General features: G+C 63.9%; 15 protein-coding genes. 6 read left to right on the top strand and 9 right to left on the bottom strand.

Annotated elements, in window-relative coordinates:
- Positions 1 to 47 precede the first annotated feature (47 nt).
- Together JQ628_RS09100 and JQ628_RS09095 are read left to right on the top strand one after the other, a co-directional pair.
- Positions 48 to 635, top strand: coding sequence for a GNAT family N-acetyltransferase (locus JQ628_RS09100; RefSeq protein WP_212222031.1), 588 nt, complete (start codon positions 48 to 50; stop codon positions 633 to 635).
- 112 nt (positions 636 to 747) lie between these two features.
- Entirely contained in the window at positions 748 to 1,404 is a 657-nt protein-coding gene (locus JQ628_RS09095) for a hypothetical protein (protein WP_212222029.1), read from the top strand.
- A 118-nt stretch (positions 1,405 to 1,522) separates the two neighbouring features.
- Here JQ628_RS09095 and JQ628_RS09090 read toward each other — a convergent pair whose 3' ends face one another.
- From JQ628_RS09090 to JQ628_RS09070, 5 genes are all read right to left on the bottom strand, one after another.
- A complete protein-coding gene (locus JQ628_RS09090; RefSeq protein ID WP_212222027.1) occupies positions 1,523 to 2,008 on the bottom strand; it encodes an ATP F0F1 synthase subunit B in 486 nt (161 codons plus the stop codon).
- A 4-nt stretch (positions 2,009 to 2,012) separates the two neighbouring features.
- Positions 2,013 to 2,564, bottom strand: coding sequence for a F0F1 ATP synthase subunit B' (locus tag JQ628_RS09085; RefSeq protein ID WP_212222025.1), 552 nt, complete (start codon positions 2,562 to 2,564; stop codon positions 2,013 to 2,015).
- A 66-nt stretch (positions 2,565 to 2,630) separates the two neighbouring features.
- Positions 2,631 to 2,858 carry a F0F1 ATP synthase subunit C gene (locus JQ628_RS09080; RefSeq protein WP_009796340.1) on the bottom strand — a complete coding sequence of 76 codons (228 nt, stop codon included), beginning with the start codon at positions 2,856 to 2,858 and terminating at the stop codon, positions 2,631 to 2,633.
- 54 nt (positions 2,859 to 2,912) lie between these two features.
- Positions 2,913 to 3,659 carry a F0F1 ATP synthase subunit A gene (locus JQ628_RS09075; RefSeq protein WP_212222023.1) on the bottom strand — a complete coding sequence of 249 codons (747 nt, stop codon included), beginning with the start codon at positions 3,657 to 3,659 and terminating at the stop codon, positions 2,913 to 2,915.
- 73 nt (positions 3,660 to 3,732) lie between these two features.
- On the bottom strand, positions 3,733 to 4,110 hold the full coding sequence (locus JQ628_RS09070; RefSeq protein WP_212222021.1) for an AtpZ/AtpI family protein: 378 nt from the start codon (positions 4,108 to 4,110) through the stop codon (positions 3,733 to 3,735).
- Positions 4,111 to 4,395: 285 nt separating this feature from the next.
- On the opposite strand from JQ628_RS09070, the gene JQ628_RS09065 reads away from it, so the two are divergent.
- The 3 genes from JQ628_RS09065 (at position 4,396) to JQ628_RS09055 (ending at position 6,170) form a co-directional block, all read left to right on the top strand.
- Positions 4,396 to 5,019 (top strand): 2-hydroxychromene-2-carboxylate isomerase, encoded by a 624-nt coding sequence (locus JQ628_RS09065; protein ID WP_212222019.1) that lies wholly within the window; start codon positions 4,396 to 4,398, stop codon positions 5,017 to 5,019.
- Positions 5,020 to 5,046: 27 nt separating this feature from the next.
- A complete protein-coding gene (locus JQ628_RS09060; protein WP_212222017.1) occupies positions 5,047 to 5,565 on the top strand; it encodes a hypothetical protein in 519 nt (172 codons plus the stop codon).
- 131 nt (positions 5,566 to 5,696) lie between these two features.
- Entirely contained in the window at positions 5,697 to 6,170 is a 474-nt protein-coding gene (locus JQ628_RS09055; RefSeq protein ID WP_212222015.1) for a secondary thiamine-phosphate synthase enzyme YjbQ, read from the top strand.
- A gap of 67 nt (positions 6,171 to 6,237) precedes the next feature.
- Here the strand turns inward: JQ628_RS09055 and JQ628_RS09050 are convergent, their stop codons facing one another.
- Entirely contained in the window at positions 6,238 to 7,857 is a 1,620-nt protein-coding gene (locus JQ628_RS09050; RefSeq protein WP_212222014.1) for an MFS transporter, read from the bottom strand.
- A 330-nt stretch (positions 7,858 to 8,187) separates the two neighbouring features.
- On the opposite strand from JQ628_RS09050, the gene JQ628_RS09045 reads away from it, so the two are divergent.
- Positions 8,188 to 8,862, top strand: a complete 675-nt coding sequence (locus tag JQ628_RS09045) for a response regulator transcription factor (protein WP_212222012.1) — start codon at positions 8,188 to 8,190, stop codon at positions 8,860 to 8,862.
- Between the two features lie 388 nt (positions 8,863 to 9,250).
- Here the strand turns inward: JQ628_RS09045 and JQ628_RS09040 are convergent, their stop codons facing one another.
- The 3 genes from JQ628_RS09040 to JQ628_RS09030 all read right to left on the bottom strand — a co-directional run bounded on the left by JQ628_RS09040 (position 9,251) and on the right by JQ628_RS09030 (position 15,356).
- Positions 9,251 to 12,757: a hybrid sensor histidine kinase/response regulator gene (locus JQ628_RS09040; protein WP_212222010.1), complete on the bottom strand. Its 3,507-nt coding sequence runs from the start codon at positions 12,755 to 12,757 to the stop codon at positions 9,251 to 9,253.
- A 129-nt stretch (positions 12,758 to 12,886) separates the two neighbouring features.
- Positions 12,887 to 14,113, bottom strand: a complete 1,227-nt coding sequence (gene hemA / locus JQ628_RS09035) for a 5-aminolevulinate synthase (RefSeq protein ID WP_212222008.1) — start codon at positions 14,111 to 14,113, stop codon at positions 12,887 to 12,889.
- Between the two features lie 181 nt (positions 14,114 to 14,294).
- Complete coding sequence (locus JQ628_RS09030; RefSeq protein WP_212222006.1) at positions 14,295 to 15,356, bottom strand: MBL fold metallo-hydrolase; 1,062 nt, start codon at positions 15,354 to 15,356, stop codon at positions 14,295 to 14,297.
- Between the last annotated feature and the right edge of the window lie 281 nt (positions 15,357 to 15,637).

Here is a 15,637-nt window from a genome sequence, read left to right as displayed (position 1 = left end):
CTCCCCGCAAGAGCGGGGCGAGGGAGAAGGCAGGGGAGTTTTGGGCTATGGCCCTGTTTCGTTTGCCAACCAACGGACCCGCTGCGCTGGTGCCGCGCGGTCACGGCCTGTTGCTGCGCGCGCCGCAAATGTCGGATTTCCCGCAATGGGCGCAGTTGCGCGAGCACAGCCGCGCCTACCTCACGCCTTGGGAGCCGATCTGGCCATCCGACGATCTGACCCGTGCCGGTTTCCGCCGGCGCCTGCGGCGCTATGCCGAGGACATTGCGGCCGACCGCTCCTATCCCTTCATCATCTTCCGCGAAGCGGACGGTGTCATGATCGGCGGCGTCACGCTGGCCAATGTCCGGCGCGGCATCGTGCAAGCCGGCACCATCGGCTATTGGGTCGGCCAGCCGCATGCCCATCGCGGCTATATGACGACGGCGTTGCGGGTGCTGCTGCCGTCGCTGTTCGGCGAACTCAATTTGCACCGCATCGAGGCCGCCTGCATTCCCTCCAACGCGGCCTCGATCCGGGTGCTGGAGAAATGCGGCTTTTCCCGCGAGGGGCTGGCGCGGCGCTATCTCTGCATCAACGGGGTCTGGCAGGACCATCTGTTGTTCGGCCTGCTGCACGAGGATTTTCGGGGGTAGTTTCAGGCGGGGTCTCGGCCCGCTCCTCAAACTTTTGGTGCCTTGGGCTCGCCGCCATTGCCTTGTTATAAGGCGCCCCGGGGGAGATACGACGTGATTCAAGGGACTATCCATGGGTGACAGACCTGTGATCAGAAGCGCGGCTGCTGCCGCGTTGTCGATTGCAATCGGTTGCAGCCTGTTCGCCGCCCCGGCGGCCTCGCAATCCATCACCGATCGCTTCAAGAGCCTGTTCGGCGGCAAGTCTGAAGAGCCGGCCGCCGCGCCCGCTGCGCCCGCCGAACGGTCGATAACGGATGAGGGCGGCGATCCTGACCTGACCTGTCCGCCGGTCGCGGTCCGCGCCGGCGCTTCCACCTTTGCGGTCGGAGCGCCCGGCAAGCAGGCGGCCGGCAACGACCTGAGCTATCAGGCGACGATCGGCAAGACGGCGCGCGAATGCACCATCAAGGCCGGCCAGATCACCGCCCGGATCGGCATTCAGGGCCGCGTCATCGCCGGCCCCGCCGGTGCCCCGTCCTCGGTGCAGGTTCCGCTGCGCGTCGCGGTGGTGCAGGCCGGAGTCGGCGAGAAGGTGATCGCAACAAAGGCCTACACGACCACCGTATCGATGTCGGAGGATACGAGCGTGCCGTTTTCCATCGTGGCGGACGAACTGGTCTATCCGGCCCCTTCGGGCACGGTCGCCGACAGTTACGTGTTCTATATCGGCTTCGATCCGCAGGCGCTGAAGCCCGAGCCCAAGGCGAGGCCGAAGAAGAAGCAGTAGCCATTGCACATGAAAAAACCGGCGCGATCGTCTCGCGCCGGTTCTTTATTTGAAATGGTGAACCGCCTCAGAGCATGATTCGGAAAAGTGGGTACCGGTTTTCCGGAAAGATCACGCTCTAGTTCAGCTTGGCCTTCACCTCGGCGATGCCCTTGGCAAGCAGGTCGTCGGCGACGGAGCCCCTGACCGACTGCGAGAGGATGGTGGAGGCGGCGGCGACTGCGGCGTTGGCCGCCGCGGCGCGGACGTCGGCGAGAGCCTGGGCCTCGGCGAGGGCGATCTTGCTCTCGGCGGTCTTGGTGCGCCGGACGACAAAATCTTCCATCTTGGTCTTGGCATCAGCCGCAATGCGCTCGGCCTCGGCCCTGGCGGAGGAGACGATCTCCTCGGCCTCACGCTCGGCGGCGGCGCGGCGAGCCTTGTATTCCGCCAGCACCTTGGCCGCTTCGTCCTTCAGGCGCCGCGCGTCGTCGAGCTCGCCCTTGATGCGCTCGGCGCGGTGGTCGAGCGCGGTCAGCAGCGTGCGGTGGACGCCGACATAGAGGAACACCGCCATCAGGATGACGAAGGCTATCGCAACCCAGGTTTCGGCTTCGTAGAACATCGCGTTATCCCTTCAACGAAGCATCGACGGCGGAATTCACGGCCTTGGCGTCGGGCGCCACGCCGGTCAGCCGCTGCACGATCGCGGCCGCTGCGTCGGAAGCGATGCCGCGCACGTTGCTCATCGCCGCTTCACGGGTGGCGGCGATGGTCTTTTCCGCATCCGCCAGCTTGGCCGAGAGCTTGTCTTCCAGCGTCTTGCGCTCGGCTTCCGAGGCCGCGCTGAGCTTCTCGCGGGTCTCGTTGCCGATGGCTTGGGCGCGGGAACGCGCTGCGGCGAGATCGGCCTCATAGGCCTTCAACGCAGCGTCGGACTCGTCCTTCAGCTTCTGCGCCTCGGCGAGGTCGCCCTCGATCCTGGCCTGACGGTCGTCGATCGTCTTGCCGACCTTCGGCAAGGCGATGCGCGAGACGATCAGGTAAAGCGCGACGAACGCGATCGCCAGGGAGACCAGTTGCGAGGCAAAGGTCTCCTTCTGGAACGGCGGGAACGGGGCCTTGTGGCCGTCGCCCGCCGATGTGTGGGCCGCGCCCTTGTTGCCATGACTTTCAGCCACGGGCTTCTCCTCTGTGGCCGAACGAGGTCCGTTCGAAGGACCTCATCGGCCGGACCGGTGACAGGATCAGAGAGCGAACAGCAGCAGCAGCGCAATCAGCAGCGAGAAGATGCCGAGCGCTTCGGTCACGGCGAAGCCGAAGATCAGGTTGCCGAACTGGCCCTGAGCGGCCGAGGGGTTGCGCACCGCAGCGGCAAGATAGTTGCCGAAGATGATGCCCACGCCCGCGCCGGCGCCACCCATGCCAATGCAGGCAATACCAGCGCCAATGTACTTCGCGGCAATCGGATCCATTTAACGAACTCCTTAGTTGGGTTGGAAGATTCTCGGGTTTAGAGATACTGGCCGTCAGTGGCCAGGATGGATGGCATCGTTGAGATAGATGCAGGTGAGGATGGCGAAGACGTAAGCCTGTAGGAACGCGACCAGCAGTTCGAGCGCGGTCAGCGCGATGGTCAGGCCGAGCGGCAACACGGCGCCGAGCCAGCCGACGAAGCCGAGCGCGCCCAGCATGCCGACGAAGCTTGCGAACACCTTCAGCGCGATGTGGCCCGCCAGCATGTTGGCGAACAGACGCACCGAATGCGACACCGGCTTCAGGAAGAACGAGATGACCTCGATGAACACCACCAGCGGCAGGATGTAGATCGGCACGCCCGACGGAACGAACAGCTTGAAGAACTTCAGCCCGTTCTTGTAGAGGCCGTAGAACAGCACGATGAAGAAAACCAGCAGCGCCAGCGCCACCGTGACGATCAGGTGGCTCGAGACGGTGAACGTGTAGGGAATGATGCCGATCAGGTTCGAGACGCAGATGAACATGAACAGCGTAAACACGAGCGGGAAGAACTTCATGCCGGCCGAGCCGGCACTACTTCGCAGCATGCTCGCGACGAATTCGTAGGAGATTTCGGCCACCGACTGCATGCGGCCCGGAACGAGCTGGCGGCCGGTCGCCAGCATCAGCAGCGAGATCACCGCCACCGTGGCGAACATGTAGGCCGACGAATTGGTGAACGCGATTTCCTGTCCGCCAATATGGCCGATGGTGAAGAGCTTGTGAATCTCGAACTGATGAATTGGATCGGCGGCCATTCCGTCTCTCAGTCTGTCGTTTTCGCGAATTGCTCGCGGATCAAGTCGTTCGGTTGCGCTGGCGAGGCACCCGTCAGAGTCTGTTGGACTGCTTTGCCATCACACCTGCCGCCCGCATCACATTGATTACGCCGGCGGTGAAGCCGAGCAGCAAGAATACGATGAGGCCCCAGGGCGAAGTCGACAGCAAGCGATCGAAACCCCAGCCGAGAGCCGCTCCGGCAAGTACACCCGCAACCAGTTCGGAGGAGAGGCGAAAGCCCATGGCCATGGCAGAAGCCCGGGCCTGAGTGTCCTGCTCGTTTCCTGACTGGTCAGTCCCGACCTTTCGGCTGTCCCGAATTTTGGACAACCGCTGATCGAGATTTCCGAGCCTTGCGGAAAGCGCAGCTTCGTCGGAGGACGATTGATCGCGATTCCCACTTCCGCCGCTGTTTGTGTCTTCAGCCATGCCGCGACACTAAACGATGCTGCAATCGATGGAAATTACGCCGTCACCCCCAAGAAGCCGCGCGGACCATACTTACCGCGTTTAATCAAGTCAAGATTACGTGGCAACCAGTTAGCATATTGATTTATCTCGCTTTATTCGGATCCGGCCGCCGCGCCTGTGGAGCAGTCGCCGCACTGCAACACCTTGTCTCAGGGGGATGCGCCTTGCTCATGCCGGACGGCTCTGCTCGGATCAGCCAAGAGCTCGTCCAAGAGCTCGTCACAGCCCCGTTCCGGAGCCGGCATGCCGCGTCAGGTCGACTATTATTTCTCGCTGCAATCGCCCTGGGCCTATATCGGGCACAAGCCGTTTCGCGATCTCGTAAGTACTTACGATCTCAGGGTAAACCACAAGCCCGTGGTGCTGGTCGACCTGTTCTCGGAGACCGGCGGAATGCCGCTGCTCAAGCGCCATCCGGTGCGGCAGCGCTACCGGATGGTGGAGCTCCAGCGCTGGCGCGACAAGCGCGGGCTGAAATTCCATCTGGAGCCGGCGCACTGGCCGCTCAACGCACGTCTGGCCGACGGCGTGGTGATCGCCGCGCTCGAGGCGGGTCTCGATCCCGATCGCTACCTGCGCCGTGCCTTCGCCGCCATCTGGGAAGACCAGCTCAATCTCGCCGATCCCGGCACGGTCGCAACGATAGCGGACGAGGCGGGGCTGCCGGGCAGAAAACTGGTCGAGCGTTCAGGCTCGGACGAGATCGGCGCGACCTATGAGCAGAACCGGCAGGATGCGCTCGCAGCCGACGTGTTCGGCTCGCCCGCCTACGTGCTGTCGGGTGAAGTGTTTTGGGGACAGGACCGGATCGAATTGCTGGCGGATGCGTTGAAGTCGGGCCGCGACGCCTATAGTTCTCGGGTATAGGATTCATTCTCTGAGGCGGAGCATGCCATGAGCCGAGCGCCATCGCCTTCGAAATTGTCCGCATCCGTTGCGTTTGCAGTTTTCCTCGCCGGCGCGGGCACCGCGCTCGCGCAATCGAAGCCGGATACCGAAAACGGGCGCTACGCGTTGTCGCCGATCGCCGACGGCGTGCTCCGGCTCGACACCAGGACGGGCGCGGTCTCCACCTGCAACAATTCCGGCGCGGGATGGGCCTGCTATGCGGTGCCCGATGAGCGCGCGGCGTTCGATACCGAAATCGGCCGGTTGCAGGCTGAAAATGAAAAACTCCGCGCGCAGCTCGCCGCGCGCGACGGAACGGTCACCGGCAAGGTCGAGGACGCGCTGCCGAAATCGGACTCGCTGAAGCCGCCGGAGCCGAAGGTTGCCGAGGGCGAGCGCAAGATCGAAATCCCGCTGCCGAGCGACCGCGACCTCGATCGCATGATGACCTTTCTGGAAAAAGCCTGGCGGCGGCTGATCGAGATGGCGGGCCGCGTGCAGAAGGACGTGTCGGGAAAGATCTAGACGCATGTCGTCCCGGCGCGCCGGACCCATACGCCGCGGCCTCTCGATTTCGGGCGGTGGTTGATACCTTTCGCAAGCAACTGAATCTGGGGGGGCGGCGTTCGCCGGGACGACCTGTGGAGAGATTTGCCGTGAGTTCATCCAGATCGATATCGCAATCGAAGCCTTCGACCGTCGCCGCAACCAGCATCGTCTTTTCGCGGTTGACGGTGCAGACGTCAGGCGCCGGCTTCACCGATCTCACCACCGAGGTCGCAAAATTTTTGCGCGAAGCCGGCGCTCGTGAAGGCGCCTTGACCGTGTTCATCCGCCATACCTCGGCGTCCCTCACCATTCAGGAAAACGCCGATCCGTCGGTGCTGCGCGACCTGACCACGGTGCTGAACCGCCTTGCGCCCGAAAACGCCGGATGGGTTCACGACACCGAAGGCCCCGACGACATGCCGGCGCATGTGAAGACGATGCTGACCGCAACCTCGCTCCAGATTCCCGTGCTCGGCGGCGAGCTCGCGCTCGGCACCTGGCAGGCGGTCTATCTGATCGAGCACCGCGCGCGTCCGCACCGGCGCGAGATCGTCCTGCAATTCATCGGCTCGATCGCCTGAAAGAAAAACCGGCCGCGGATCGCTCCGCGGCCGGCTTGTTGTCTTGTGAGTACCCGGCGCGGCCGGCTCACTTCGTGATGTCGACGTCCTTGGTTTCCGGCAGGAAGAAGAAGCCGACGACCGCGGTGATCGATGCGAAGATGATCGGGTACCAGAGACCGGCATAGATGTCGCCGGTCGAGGCGACGATCGCGAATGCGGTCGCGGGCAGCAAGCCGCCGAACCAGCCGTTGCCGATATGGTAGGGCAGCGACATCGAGGTGTAGCGGATACGGGTCGGGAACAGTTCGACCAGCATCGCCGCGATCGGCCCGTACACCATGGTGACGTAGATCACCAGGATGAAGAGCAATCCGATGATGGCCGCGACCTGCGGACGGAAGATGTCGAACGGGTTCGACATCTTTACGATGCCGGCGTCGCCCGCCTTCGGATAGCCGGCCGCCTGGACCGCCGCCAGCACTTGCGGATTCGAGGTCTTGGCGTCGGTGTAGGCCACATCCTTGCCGTTGACGACGACCTTGACCGGCGAGCCGGCCGTATAGGTGGTCGAATACTTCACTGACTGCTGGGCCAGGTAGGCGCGGGCGGTGTCGCACGGCGCGGTGAACACGCGCGTGCCGACCGGGTTGAACAGGTCGCCGCAGGCCTTCGGATCGGCGACGACCTCGACCTTGGTGCTCTCGATGGCCTTTTCCAGCGCCGGGTTGGCGTTGGTCGTGATCATGCGGAAGATCGGGAAGAAGGTCAGCGCCGCGATCAGGCAGCCCGACAGGATGATCGGCTTGCGGCCGATCTTGTCCGAGAGAGCGCCGAACACGATGAAGAAAGCGGTGCCGAGCAGCAGCGACCAGGCGATCAAGAGGTTGGCGGTGTAACCGTCGACCTTGAGGATCGATTGCAGGAAGAACAGCGCGTAGAACTGGCCAGTATACCAGACAACGCCCTGACCCATCACGCCGCCGACCAGCGCCAGGATGACGATCTTGGCGTTGCTCCAGTTCGCGAACGCCTCGGTCAGCGGGGCCTTCGATGCCTTGCCTTCGTCCTTCATCTTCTGGAACACGGGCGATTCGTTCAACCGCAAGCGGATCCAGACCGAGATGCCGAGCAGGAACACCGAGAGGAGGAACGGAATGCGCCAACCCCACTTGGCGAATTCAGGTTCGCCGAGCGCGGTACGGGTGAACAGGATCACCAGCAGTGACAGGAACAGGCCGAGCGTCGCGGTGGTCTGGATGAATGAGGTGTAGTAGCCGCGCTTGCCCATCGGCGCATGTTCGGCGACGTAGGTCGCCGCGCCGCCATACTCGCCGCCGAGCGCAAGGCCCTGCAGCAGGCGCAGTGCGATCAGGATGATCGGCGCCGCGATACCGATGGTGGCTGCGTTGGGCAGCAGGCCGACGATGAAGGTCGACAGGCCCATGATCAGAATGGTGACGAGGAAGGTGTATTTGCGGCCGACGATGTCGCCGACGCGTCCGAACACGATGGCGCCGAACGGGCGCACCAGGAAGCCGGCGGCGAATGCCAGCAGCGCGAAGATGTCACGGGTTGCCGGCGGATAGTCCGAGAAAAATTGCACGCCGATGATGCTGGCGAGCGAGCCGTAGAGATAGAAGTCGTACCATTCGAAGACGGTGCCGAGCGAGGAAGCGAGAATGACGAAACGTTCGTCCTTCGTCATCCCCGTCTGCTTGGTAGATGTAGCAGTCATAGTCGACATCTAATTCGCTCCCCAATTGATTGATGAAAGGCCGCCCCACGCGCCGAACTTGGCCGGATTGAGCTGTGGGCTTCATTTCAAGGTAACATCGCCGTGAAACTCGTCCCAATACGACTTTCGGCCGTTTGCACGGCGAAGGTTGCACGAGTGTCGCCCCGTCAGAAGCGACCGCAATCATGCTGCGGCGCACAAGCGCAGCATTAACTGCTTTGAAGCGTGGTATAATTGAGCGCTTGCGCCAGATTGCTGGTAGGAGGACAACCATCCAGAGCGACTTCTTGAGAGAAATCAATGACTGCCGCTACCCACACCCGCCTCGTCGTTGCTGACGACCATCCGCTGTTTCGAGACGCGCTGCGGCAGGCGGTCGCGAGCGTCCTGCATACGGCAAAGGTCGACGAGGCCGGATCATTCGACGAATTGACTACGCTTCTGGAACAGGATTCCGAGGTCGACCTGATCCTGCTCGACCTGACCATGCCTGGAATCTCCGGCTTCTCCGGCCTGATCTACCTGCGTGCGCAATATCCGGCGATCCCGGTCGTGGTCGTATCGGCCAGCGACGATGTCGGCACTATCAGACGCTCGCTGGATTTCGGCGCGTCCGGCTTCATCCCGAAACGTTTTGGGGTGGAGACGCTGCGCGATGCGATCATGAAGGTGATGGACGGCGACGTCTGGGTGCCGCCGGACACCGACCTCAACGCGGCCGCCGACCCCGACATGGCGCGGCTCCGTGACCGGCTGGTGACGCTGACCCCGCAGCAGGTGCGGGTGCTGATGATGCTGTCGGAGGGACTGCTTAACAAGCAGATCGCCTACGAGCTCGGCGTCTCCGAGGCGACCATCAAGGCGCACGTCTCGGCGATCCTGCAAAAGCTCGGCGTCGAGAGCCGCACGCAGGCGGTGATCGCGGCTGCAAAAATTTCCGGCGGCCAGTGGCGCCAAGGCACGCCGACGGCGTGACGTAATAGTCCGAAGCCGTCCGCTCTTAACCTCGCCCCGCTTGCGGCAGGGCTATCGCATATGAGCGAGGACTCGATGAGGCGACTTCGTTGTGGCCATCCTTCGAGACGCCCGCCTTTGGCGGGCTCCTCAGGATGAGGTCTTGTTTCGTGGCAAAATCCTAGAACCCTCATGGTGAGGAGCGCCGCCTGCGGCGCGTCTCGAACCATGAAGGCCGGGCTCGCTCACACGCTCAATGGGCCATATGCGATAGCCCTGCCGCTTGCGGGGAGAGGTCGAAATTCGCTGTAAGCGAATTTCGGGTGAGGGGGATTCTCCGCGAGTCCCAGTGTTGAGACAGCCCCTCACCCCAACCCTCTCCCCGCAAGAGCGGGGCGAGGGAGTCGGCCTACTCCGCCGCCACCATCTGCTGCGTCCGCCACTGCCCGAGCAGGGCGCGCAGCGAAGCCGGTTTGACCGGCTTGTTGAGCACCACGATGTTTTCCTCGCGGGCGGCCGCGCGCACTTGCGGGCTGCGGTCGGCGGTGATCAGGATCGCCGGCAAATTGTCGCCGAAGCGGCGGCGAATTTCGCGGATGGCGGCAAGGCCGTTGCCGCGGTCGAGGTGATAGTCGACAAGAAGGCCGGTCACCGGCCGGCCGGCGGCCTCGATCGCCTCGATCGCGGCGTCGGGATCGGTAACTGCGATCACCTCGGCGTCCCAGGCGGTGAGCAGCGTTCTCATGCCGTCGAGGATCGCCGGGTCGTTCTCGATGCAGGCAACCAGCGCGCCGCGCACCGGGGTCGAGAGCGGCGTCGCCACGGTGACGGCCGCGGTGTAGTTGACGCCTTTTGCGACCGGCACCGTTACCGAAAACACCGAGCCGCCGCGGGCGGTGGCATCGAGCGCGATGCCGTGGTTGAGCACGCGCGCCAGACGCTCGACGATCGACAGCCCGAGGCCGAGGCCGCGTGCGATCCGGGCGCCCTGTTCGAGGCGATGGAATTCCTTGAAGATCTCGCCGCGCTTTTGCTGGGGAATGCCGACGCCGGTGTCATAGACGCCGATCTGCAGGCTTTCGCCGTGACGGCGGCAGCCCACCAGCACGCGGCCGCGCGGGGTGTACTTGATCGCGTTGGAGATGAAGTTCTGTAGCAGCCGCCGCAGCAGCGTGCGGTCGGATGCCACCGGCAGCGAGCAGGGCACGAAGGTCAGCTTCAGTCCCTTGGCGCGGGCGATCGGCGCAAACTCGATCTCGAGCGAACGCATCAGGTCGCCCATCCTGAAGCGGGTGATGGATGGCGTCATCGCGCCGGCATCCAGCCGCGAGATGTCGAGCAGCGCGCCGAGGATTTCCTCGATCGCTTCCAGCGAGTCGTCGATGTTTTCCACGAGGCGCGAATCCTCGCCACCGTCCTGGCGTTCGACCAGGCTCGTGACATAGAGCCGCGCCGCGTTCAGCGGCTGTAGGATGTCGTGGCTGGCGGCGGCCAGGAAGCGCGTCTTGGAATTGTTGGCGTCTTCCGCGGTGCTTTTCGCCTGCGCCAGTTCGGAGTTCAGCCGCGTCAGTTCTTCGGTGCGGTCGCGCACGCGCTTCTCCAGCGTGGCGTTGGCCCGCTCCAGCGCCTCGGCCGCCTCGAAGCTCGGCGTGACGTCGGAGAAGGTGATGACCAGCCCGCCGCCGGGCATCCGGTTGGAGCGCACCTCGATCACCATGTGGCGGTCGGCCAGGCGCTCCAGATAAGGCTCGCCCTCGGTGGTGTAGGCGGCCAGCCGCTTCTCCAGCAGGGCATCGCTGTTGCCTGCGCCGGCGGGATTGATCGCGCCCATGTACTCCAGGATTTCCTGCAAGGGGATTCCGAGCTGCATCAGGTGCGGCGGCAGCGCCAGGATCTCGCCGAATGTCCGGTTCGAGCAGATCAGCACCAGATCCGCGTCGAACACGGCGATGCCCTGCCGCACATGGTTGAGCGCGGTCTGCAATATCTCGCGATTGAAATGCGCCGCCGCATGCGCATCGTCGAGCAGTTTCAGCGCAGCCTTGGCGGAGACGGTGCGCTTGCGCAGCAGCAGCGACATCACCAGGCGCGAGGAGGCAGCGCCGATCGAGGAGGCGATCAGATGCTCGGCATGCTGCAACAGCTCGAAATCGGCGGGCGCCGATGGATCGAGATTGACGGAATGGCTGAGCGCGAAGGTCTCGAAAGCCTGTCGCGCCCGTTCGGGACCGAGATATTGCGCGACCGTGCTCTGGATGTCCTGCACCGTGACCGTGGTGCGCCAGCGCCGGAACGTCGGCGCGATCGGCGCCAGCGTCTGCGGCACGAACACATCGGCCTGAAGCCGTTCGATCGCGGACGGAGCGCGCGACACCGACAGCACGATGTACGTGAAGATATTGAGCGAGAGGCTCCAGAGAACGCCGTGCAGCAGCGGCGGCAGGTCCGCGCCGAACAGGGCCTGCGGGCGGAGCGCCACGATGCCGAACGGGCCCTGCTGTAGGAACATGAGGCCGGCCGTAGAGCTCTCGAGGAAGCTCGGCACGAACAGCGTGTACATCCACACCGCGACGCCGACCAGCATGCCGCCCATCGCGCCCTGTGCGGTGGCCTGGCGCCAGAACAGGCCGCCGAAGAAGGCCGGTGCGAGCTGGGCGATCGCGGCGAATGACAAGAGGCCGATGGCCGCGAGCTGGGTGTTGCCGAGCGCACGGTAATAGCAATAGGCCATCACCATGATGGCGAAGATCGCAAAGCGGCGCACGCGCAGCAGGAAGTCGCTGAAATCCTTGCCGCCGGCGCGCGCCTGCTCGCTGCGCGGCAGCACCAGCGGCAGCACGATATCGTTGGAGACCATGATCGACAGTGCGACGCATTCCACGATCACCATCGCGGTCGCCGCCGAAAGTCCGCCGACGAACACGATGACGCTGAGCAGGCCGGAATTCGCCTCCATCGGCAGCGCGAGCACGTACATGTCGGCGTCGACGGCGCCGAACGGGAAGGTGACGAGGCCGGCGATCGCGATCGGGATCACGAACAGATTGATCAGGACCAGATAGAGCGGAAACAGCCAGCGGGCGCGGCCGACCTCGGCATCGGTCGAGTTCTCGACCACGCTGACGTGGAACTGGCGCGGCAGCAGCATGATCGCGCAGAACGACAGCAGCGTCATGGTCAGGAAATTGCCGATCGACGGCACATAGGAGACCGCGCGCACCGCTTCCGGCGTCTTCATCGCGCGCTCGATCAGCTCATGCGGCGTGAACATCCAGAAGGTCACGAACAGGCCGGCGGCCAGGAACGCGAACAGCTTGACGATGGATTCGGTGGCGATGGCCAGCATCAGGCCGTGCTGGTGCTCGGTGGCGTCGGCCTGCCTGGTGCCGAACAGCACCGCGAACACCGCCATTGCCAGCATCACGATCAGCGCGATATCGCCGATGATCGGGATGGTGGAAAACAGCTTGTCCTCGCTCAGGATGGTCTCCAGCGAGGAAGCCATCGCCTTGAGCTGTAGCGCGATATAGGGCACCGACCCGACGATCGCGATGGTCGCGACGGTGGCGGCGACCGCCTGGCTCTTGCCGTAGCGCGCGGCGATGAAGTCGGCGATCGAGGTGATGTTCTGGGCCTTGGCGAGCTGGATCACGCGGCGCAGCAGCGGCGTGCACAGTCCGACCATCAGGATCGGGCCGACATAGATGGCCAGGAAGTCGACGCTGGTGCGGCTGGCAAAACCGACCGAGCCGAAGAACGTCCAGGACGTGCAATAGATCGCCAGCGACAGCGGATAGATCAGCCCGCTGGCGCGGCCGCGTTGTGCCGGCGACAGCCGGTCGCCATGGCTGGCAACCAGGAACAGCAGTCCGATGTAGCCGAAGGCGGCTGCGATCACGCCCCAATCGTGCAACATCGCGAAGGATCTCCCTTAGGCCGATGACGCCGCAGCGGCAGCCATCGCGAAGGAGGGAGTATAGACGGATCGGGCCGGCAACGCATGGCGTTACCGGCCCGATTTAGGGGAATTCGGCGACGTTAAGGTTTATTCGGCCGCCAGCGATTTCCGGTTCAGCGGCAGATCGAGGCGCTCCCAGACCTGGAGCAGCGCTTCGGCCAGATGATCGATCAGGGCGTCCTCGTGATAGGGCGAGGGCGTGATGCGCAGCCGCTCGGTTCCCTTGGCGACCGTCGGATAGTTGATCGGCTGGATATAGATGCCGTGCTCTTCGAGCAGCATGTCGGAAGCCTGCTTGCACTTCTCGGGGTTGCCGACGAACAGCGGCACGATATGGGTGTCGCTCGACATCACGGGCAGACCCTCGGCATTGAGGATCGCCTTGACGCGCGCCGCGCGTTCCTGGTGGCGCTCGCGTTCCCAGTTCGAGGTTTTCAGGTGACGGATCGCAGCCGTTGCAGCCGAGCAGATCGCCGGAGGCAGCGCGGTGGTGAAGATGAAGCCCGCCGCATAGGAGCGCACGGCGTCGATGACTTCGGCCTTGCCCGCGATATAACCGCCGAGGCAGCCGAACGCCTTGGCGAGCGTGCCCTCCAGCACGTCGATGCGGTGCATGACGCCGTCGCGCTCGGCGATGCCGCCGCCGCGCGGGCCGTACATGCCGACCGCGTGCACTTCATCGACATAGGTCATGGCGCCGTATTGCTCGGCGAGGTCGCAGATCTTTGCCAGCGGTGCGACGTCGCCGTCCATGGAATAGAGGCTTTCGCAGACGATCAGCTTCGGCCGGTCGCCGGCCGCGATCAACAGCTCTTCCAGATGCGCCACATCGTTGTGGCGGAAAATCTGGCGATCGCAGCGCGCTTCGCGCACGCCCTCGATCATCGAATTGTGGTTGAGCGCATCCGAAAGAATGAGGACGTTCGGGATCAGCTTGGCAATCGTCGAGATGCCGGTGTGGTTCGAGACGTAGCCCGAGGTGAACAGCAGCGAAGCTTCCTTGCCGTGCAGATCGGCGAGCTCTTCCTCGAGCTGCACCAGCGGATGATGGGTGCCGGCGATGTTGCGGGTGCCGCCCGCGCCGGTGCCGACGCGCGTTGCGGTCTCGACCATGGCGCCGACCACCTTCGGGTGTTGGCCCATGCCGAGATAGTCGTTGGAGCACCAGATCACGACGTTGCGCTTGCCCTGCGGCGAGTGCCAGACCGCATGCGGGAACCGGCCGGCGATACGCTCGAGATCGGCAAACACGCGATAGCGGCGCTCGTCATGCAAGCGATTGAGGGCGTTCTGGAAAAATTGGCTGTAATCCATCGCAAAACCTGAAGGCGGAGGCGGAACTGGCCGGATTGGCGAGTCTTTTTAGAGCTTTTCCAGCTTTAATGTCGAGCCGAAATCAGGCCCCGCCGCGCGGGGCGGACCTGCAAAAGCGCACAACAAAACTTGATGTGGATCAACGCGCTAGGCCGCCTTTGCAGCCATCGCTTTCCGGAAATCACGTCGTGCGAAACCGCAAGACTCCGTCCGCCAGCTCGGACGTCAGCCGCCCCTCCACCAGCATGTAATTGACATGGGCGATCAGCTCGCCCGCGGCAAAACCCATCTGATGCGGGTCGAGGGTGTGCTTGTGGAATACGACGGGCACCAGTTCCTTGGATGTCTGCGGTATCTCCCGGCAGGCTTCCGCGATCAGCCGGCAGCGCTCCTCGTGATGGTCGGCGAGCTGCTTGATGCGGGTCTTCAGCCCGTGGAACGGCACGCCATGGCCGGGCAGCACCATCACGTCATAGGGCAGCGTGGTGGTGAGGCTGGCGAGCGAGAACAGATATTCGCCGAGCGAGTTCTGCTCGGGCTCGACCGCCCAGACGCTGACATTGGGCGAGATCTTGCTCAGCACCTGATCGGCTGAGAGGAACAGCTTGTCCGCCGCGCAATACAGCATCACCTGGTCGAGCGCGTGGCCGCCGCCGGTGATCACCTTGAAGCGGCGCGTGCCGATCACGATCTCCTCGCCATGCGAGATGCGGCGGTAGGACGCCGGCAGCACGGAGACGCGCTTGAGATAATCCTGGCCGCGGCCGAGCAGCATGTCGGTCAGGCTCTCGTCCATGCCGTGACGGAGGAAGAACAGGCGCTGGGCGTTGCGCCGTTCCTCGGTGCCGCGGTTCTGGTGATAGACCGATTGTAGATATTCCACCTGCGACATGTAGAGCGGGCAGTCGAAGCGCTCGGTGATCCAGCCCGCGAGACCGACATGGTCCGGGTGCGAATGGGTCACGATCAGGCGCGTGACCTTCACGCCCCTCAGCGGTCCCTCGAACAGCGCGGTCCAGGCCGCAATCGACTCCTCGTTGCCGAAACCGGAATCGATCATCGCCCAGCCATCGCCGTCGGCGAGCAGGTAGATGTTCACATGGTTGAGGCGGAACGGCAGCTTTAGCCGCGCCCAGAGCACGCCGGGCATCACCTCGACGACCTGATCGTGGCCGGGGTGGCTTTCCCAGGGGTATCGCAGGGTCTCCGCGATGGACTGAATGCTGTCGGTCTTCGAATGCATACTATCGGCTTAGCGGCACAAGCGGCGCAGCGCCAGCCGAAAAAGCGGAGCCCGCGCGGACAAAAAGGCATGGACCCGCCGATGCTAGCCTCCGAGCGCCGTGGCGATCCGGCTTACGTGCGGCAGAACCTCGCGCCACTTCGCCAAAATGTTCGACGTCGGCTTGAGCAAGCGCGAGCCCGATGCGCTTGGCGCGCCGCAGGCGTTCGAGACGCGACACCGGTTGTGAAGGGGGAAGTCCTGATTAGGGTATCTTTACCAGCGCCGGTAAAGGAGGTGAC

The sequence above is a fragment of the Bradyrhizobium lablabi genome, assembly GCF_018129385.1.
GTDB lineage: Bacteria > Pseudomonadota > Alphaproteobacteria > Rhizobiales > Xanthobacteraceae > Bradyrhizobium > Bradyrhizobium lablabi_C.
This window is presented reverse-complemented; position numbering and strand designations above follow the sequence as displayed.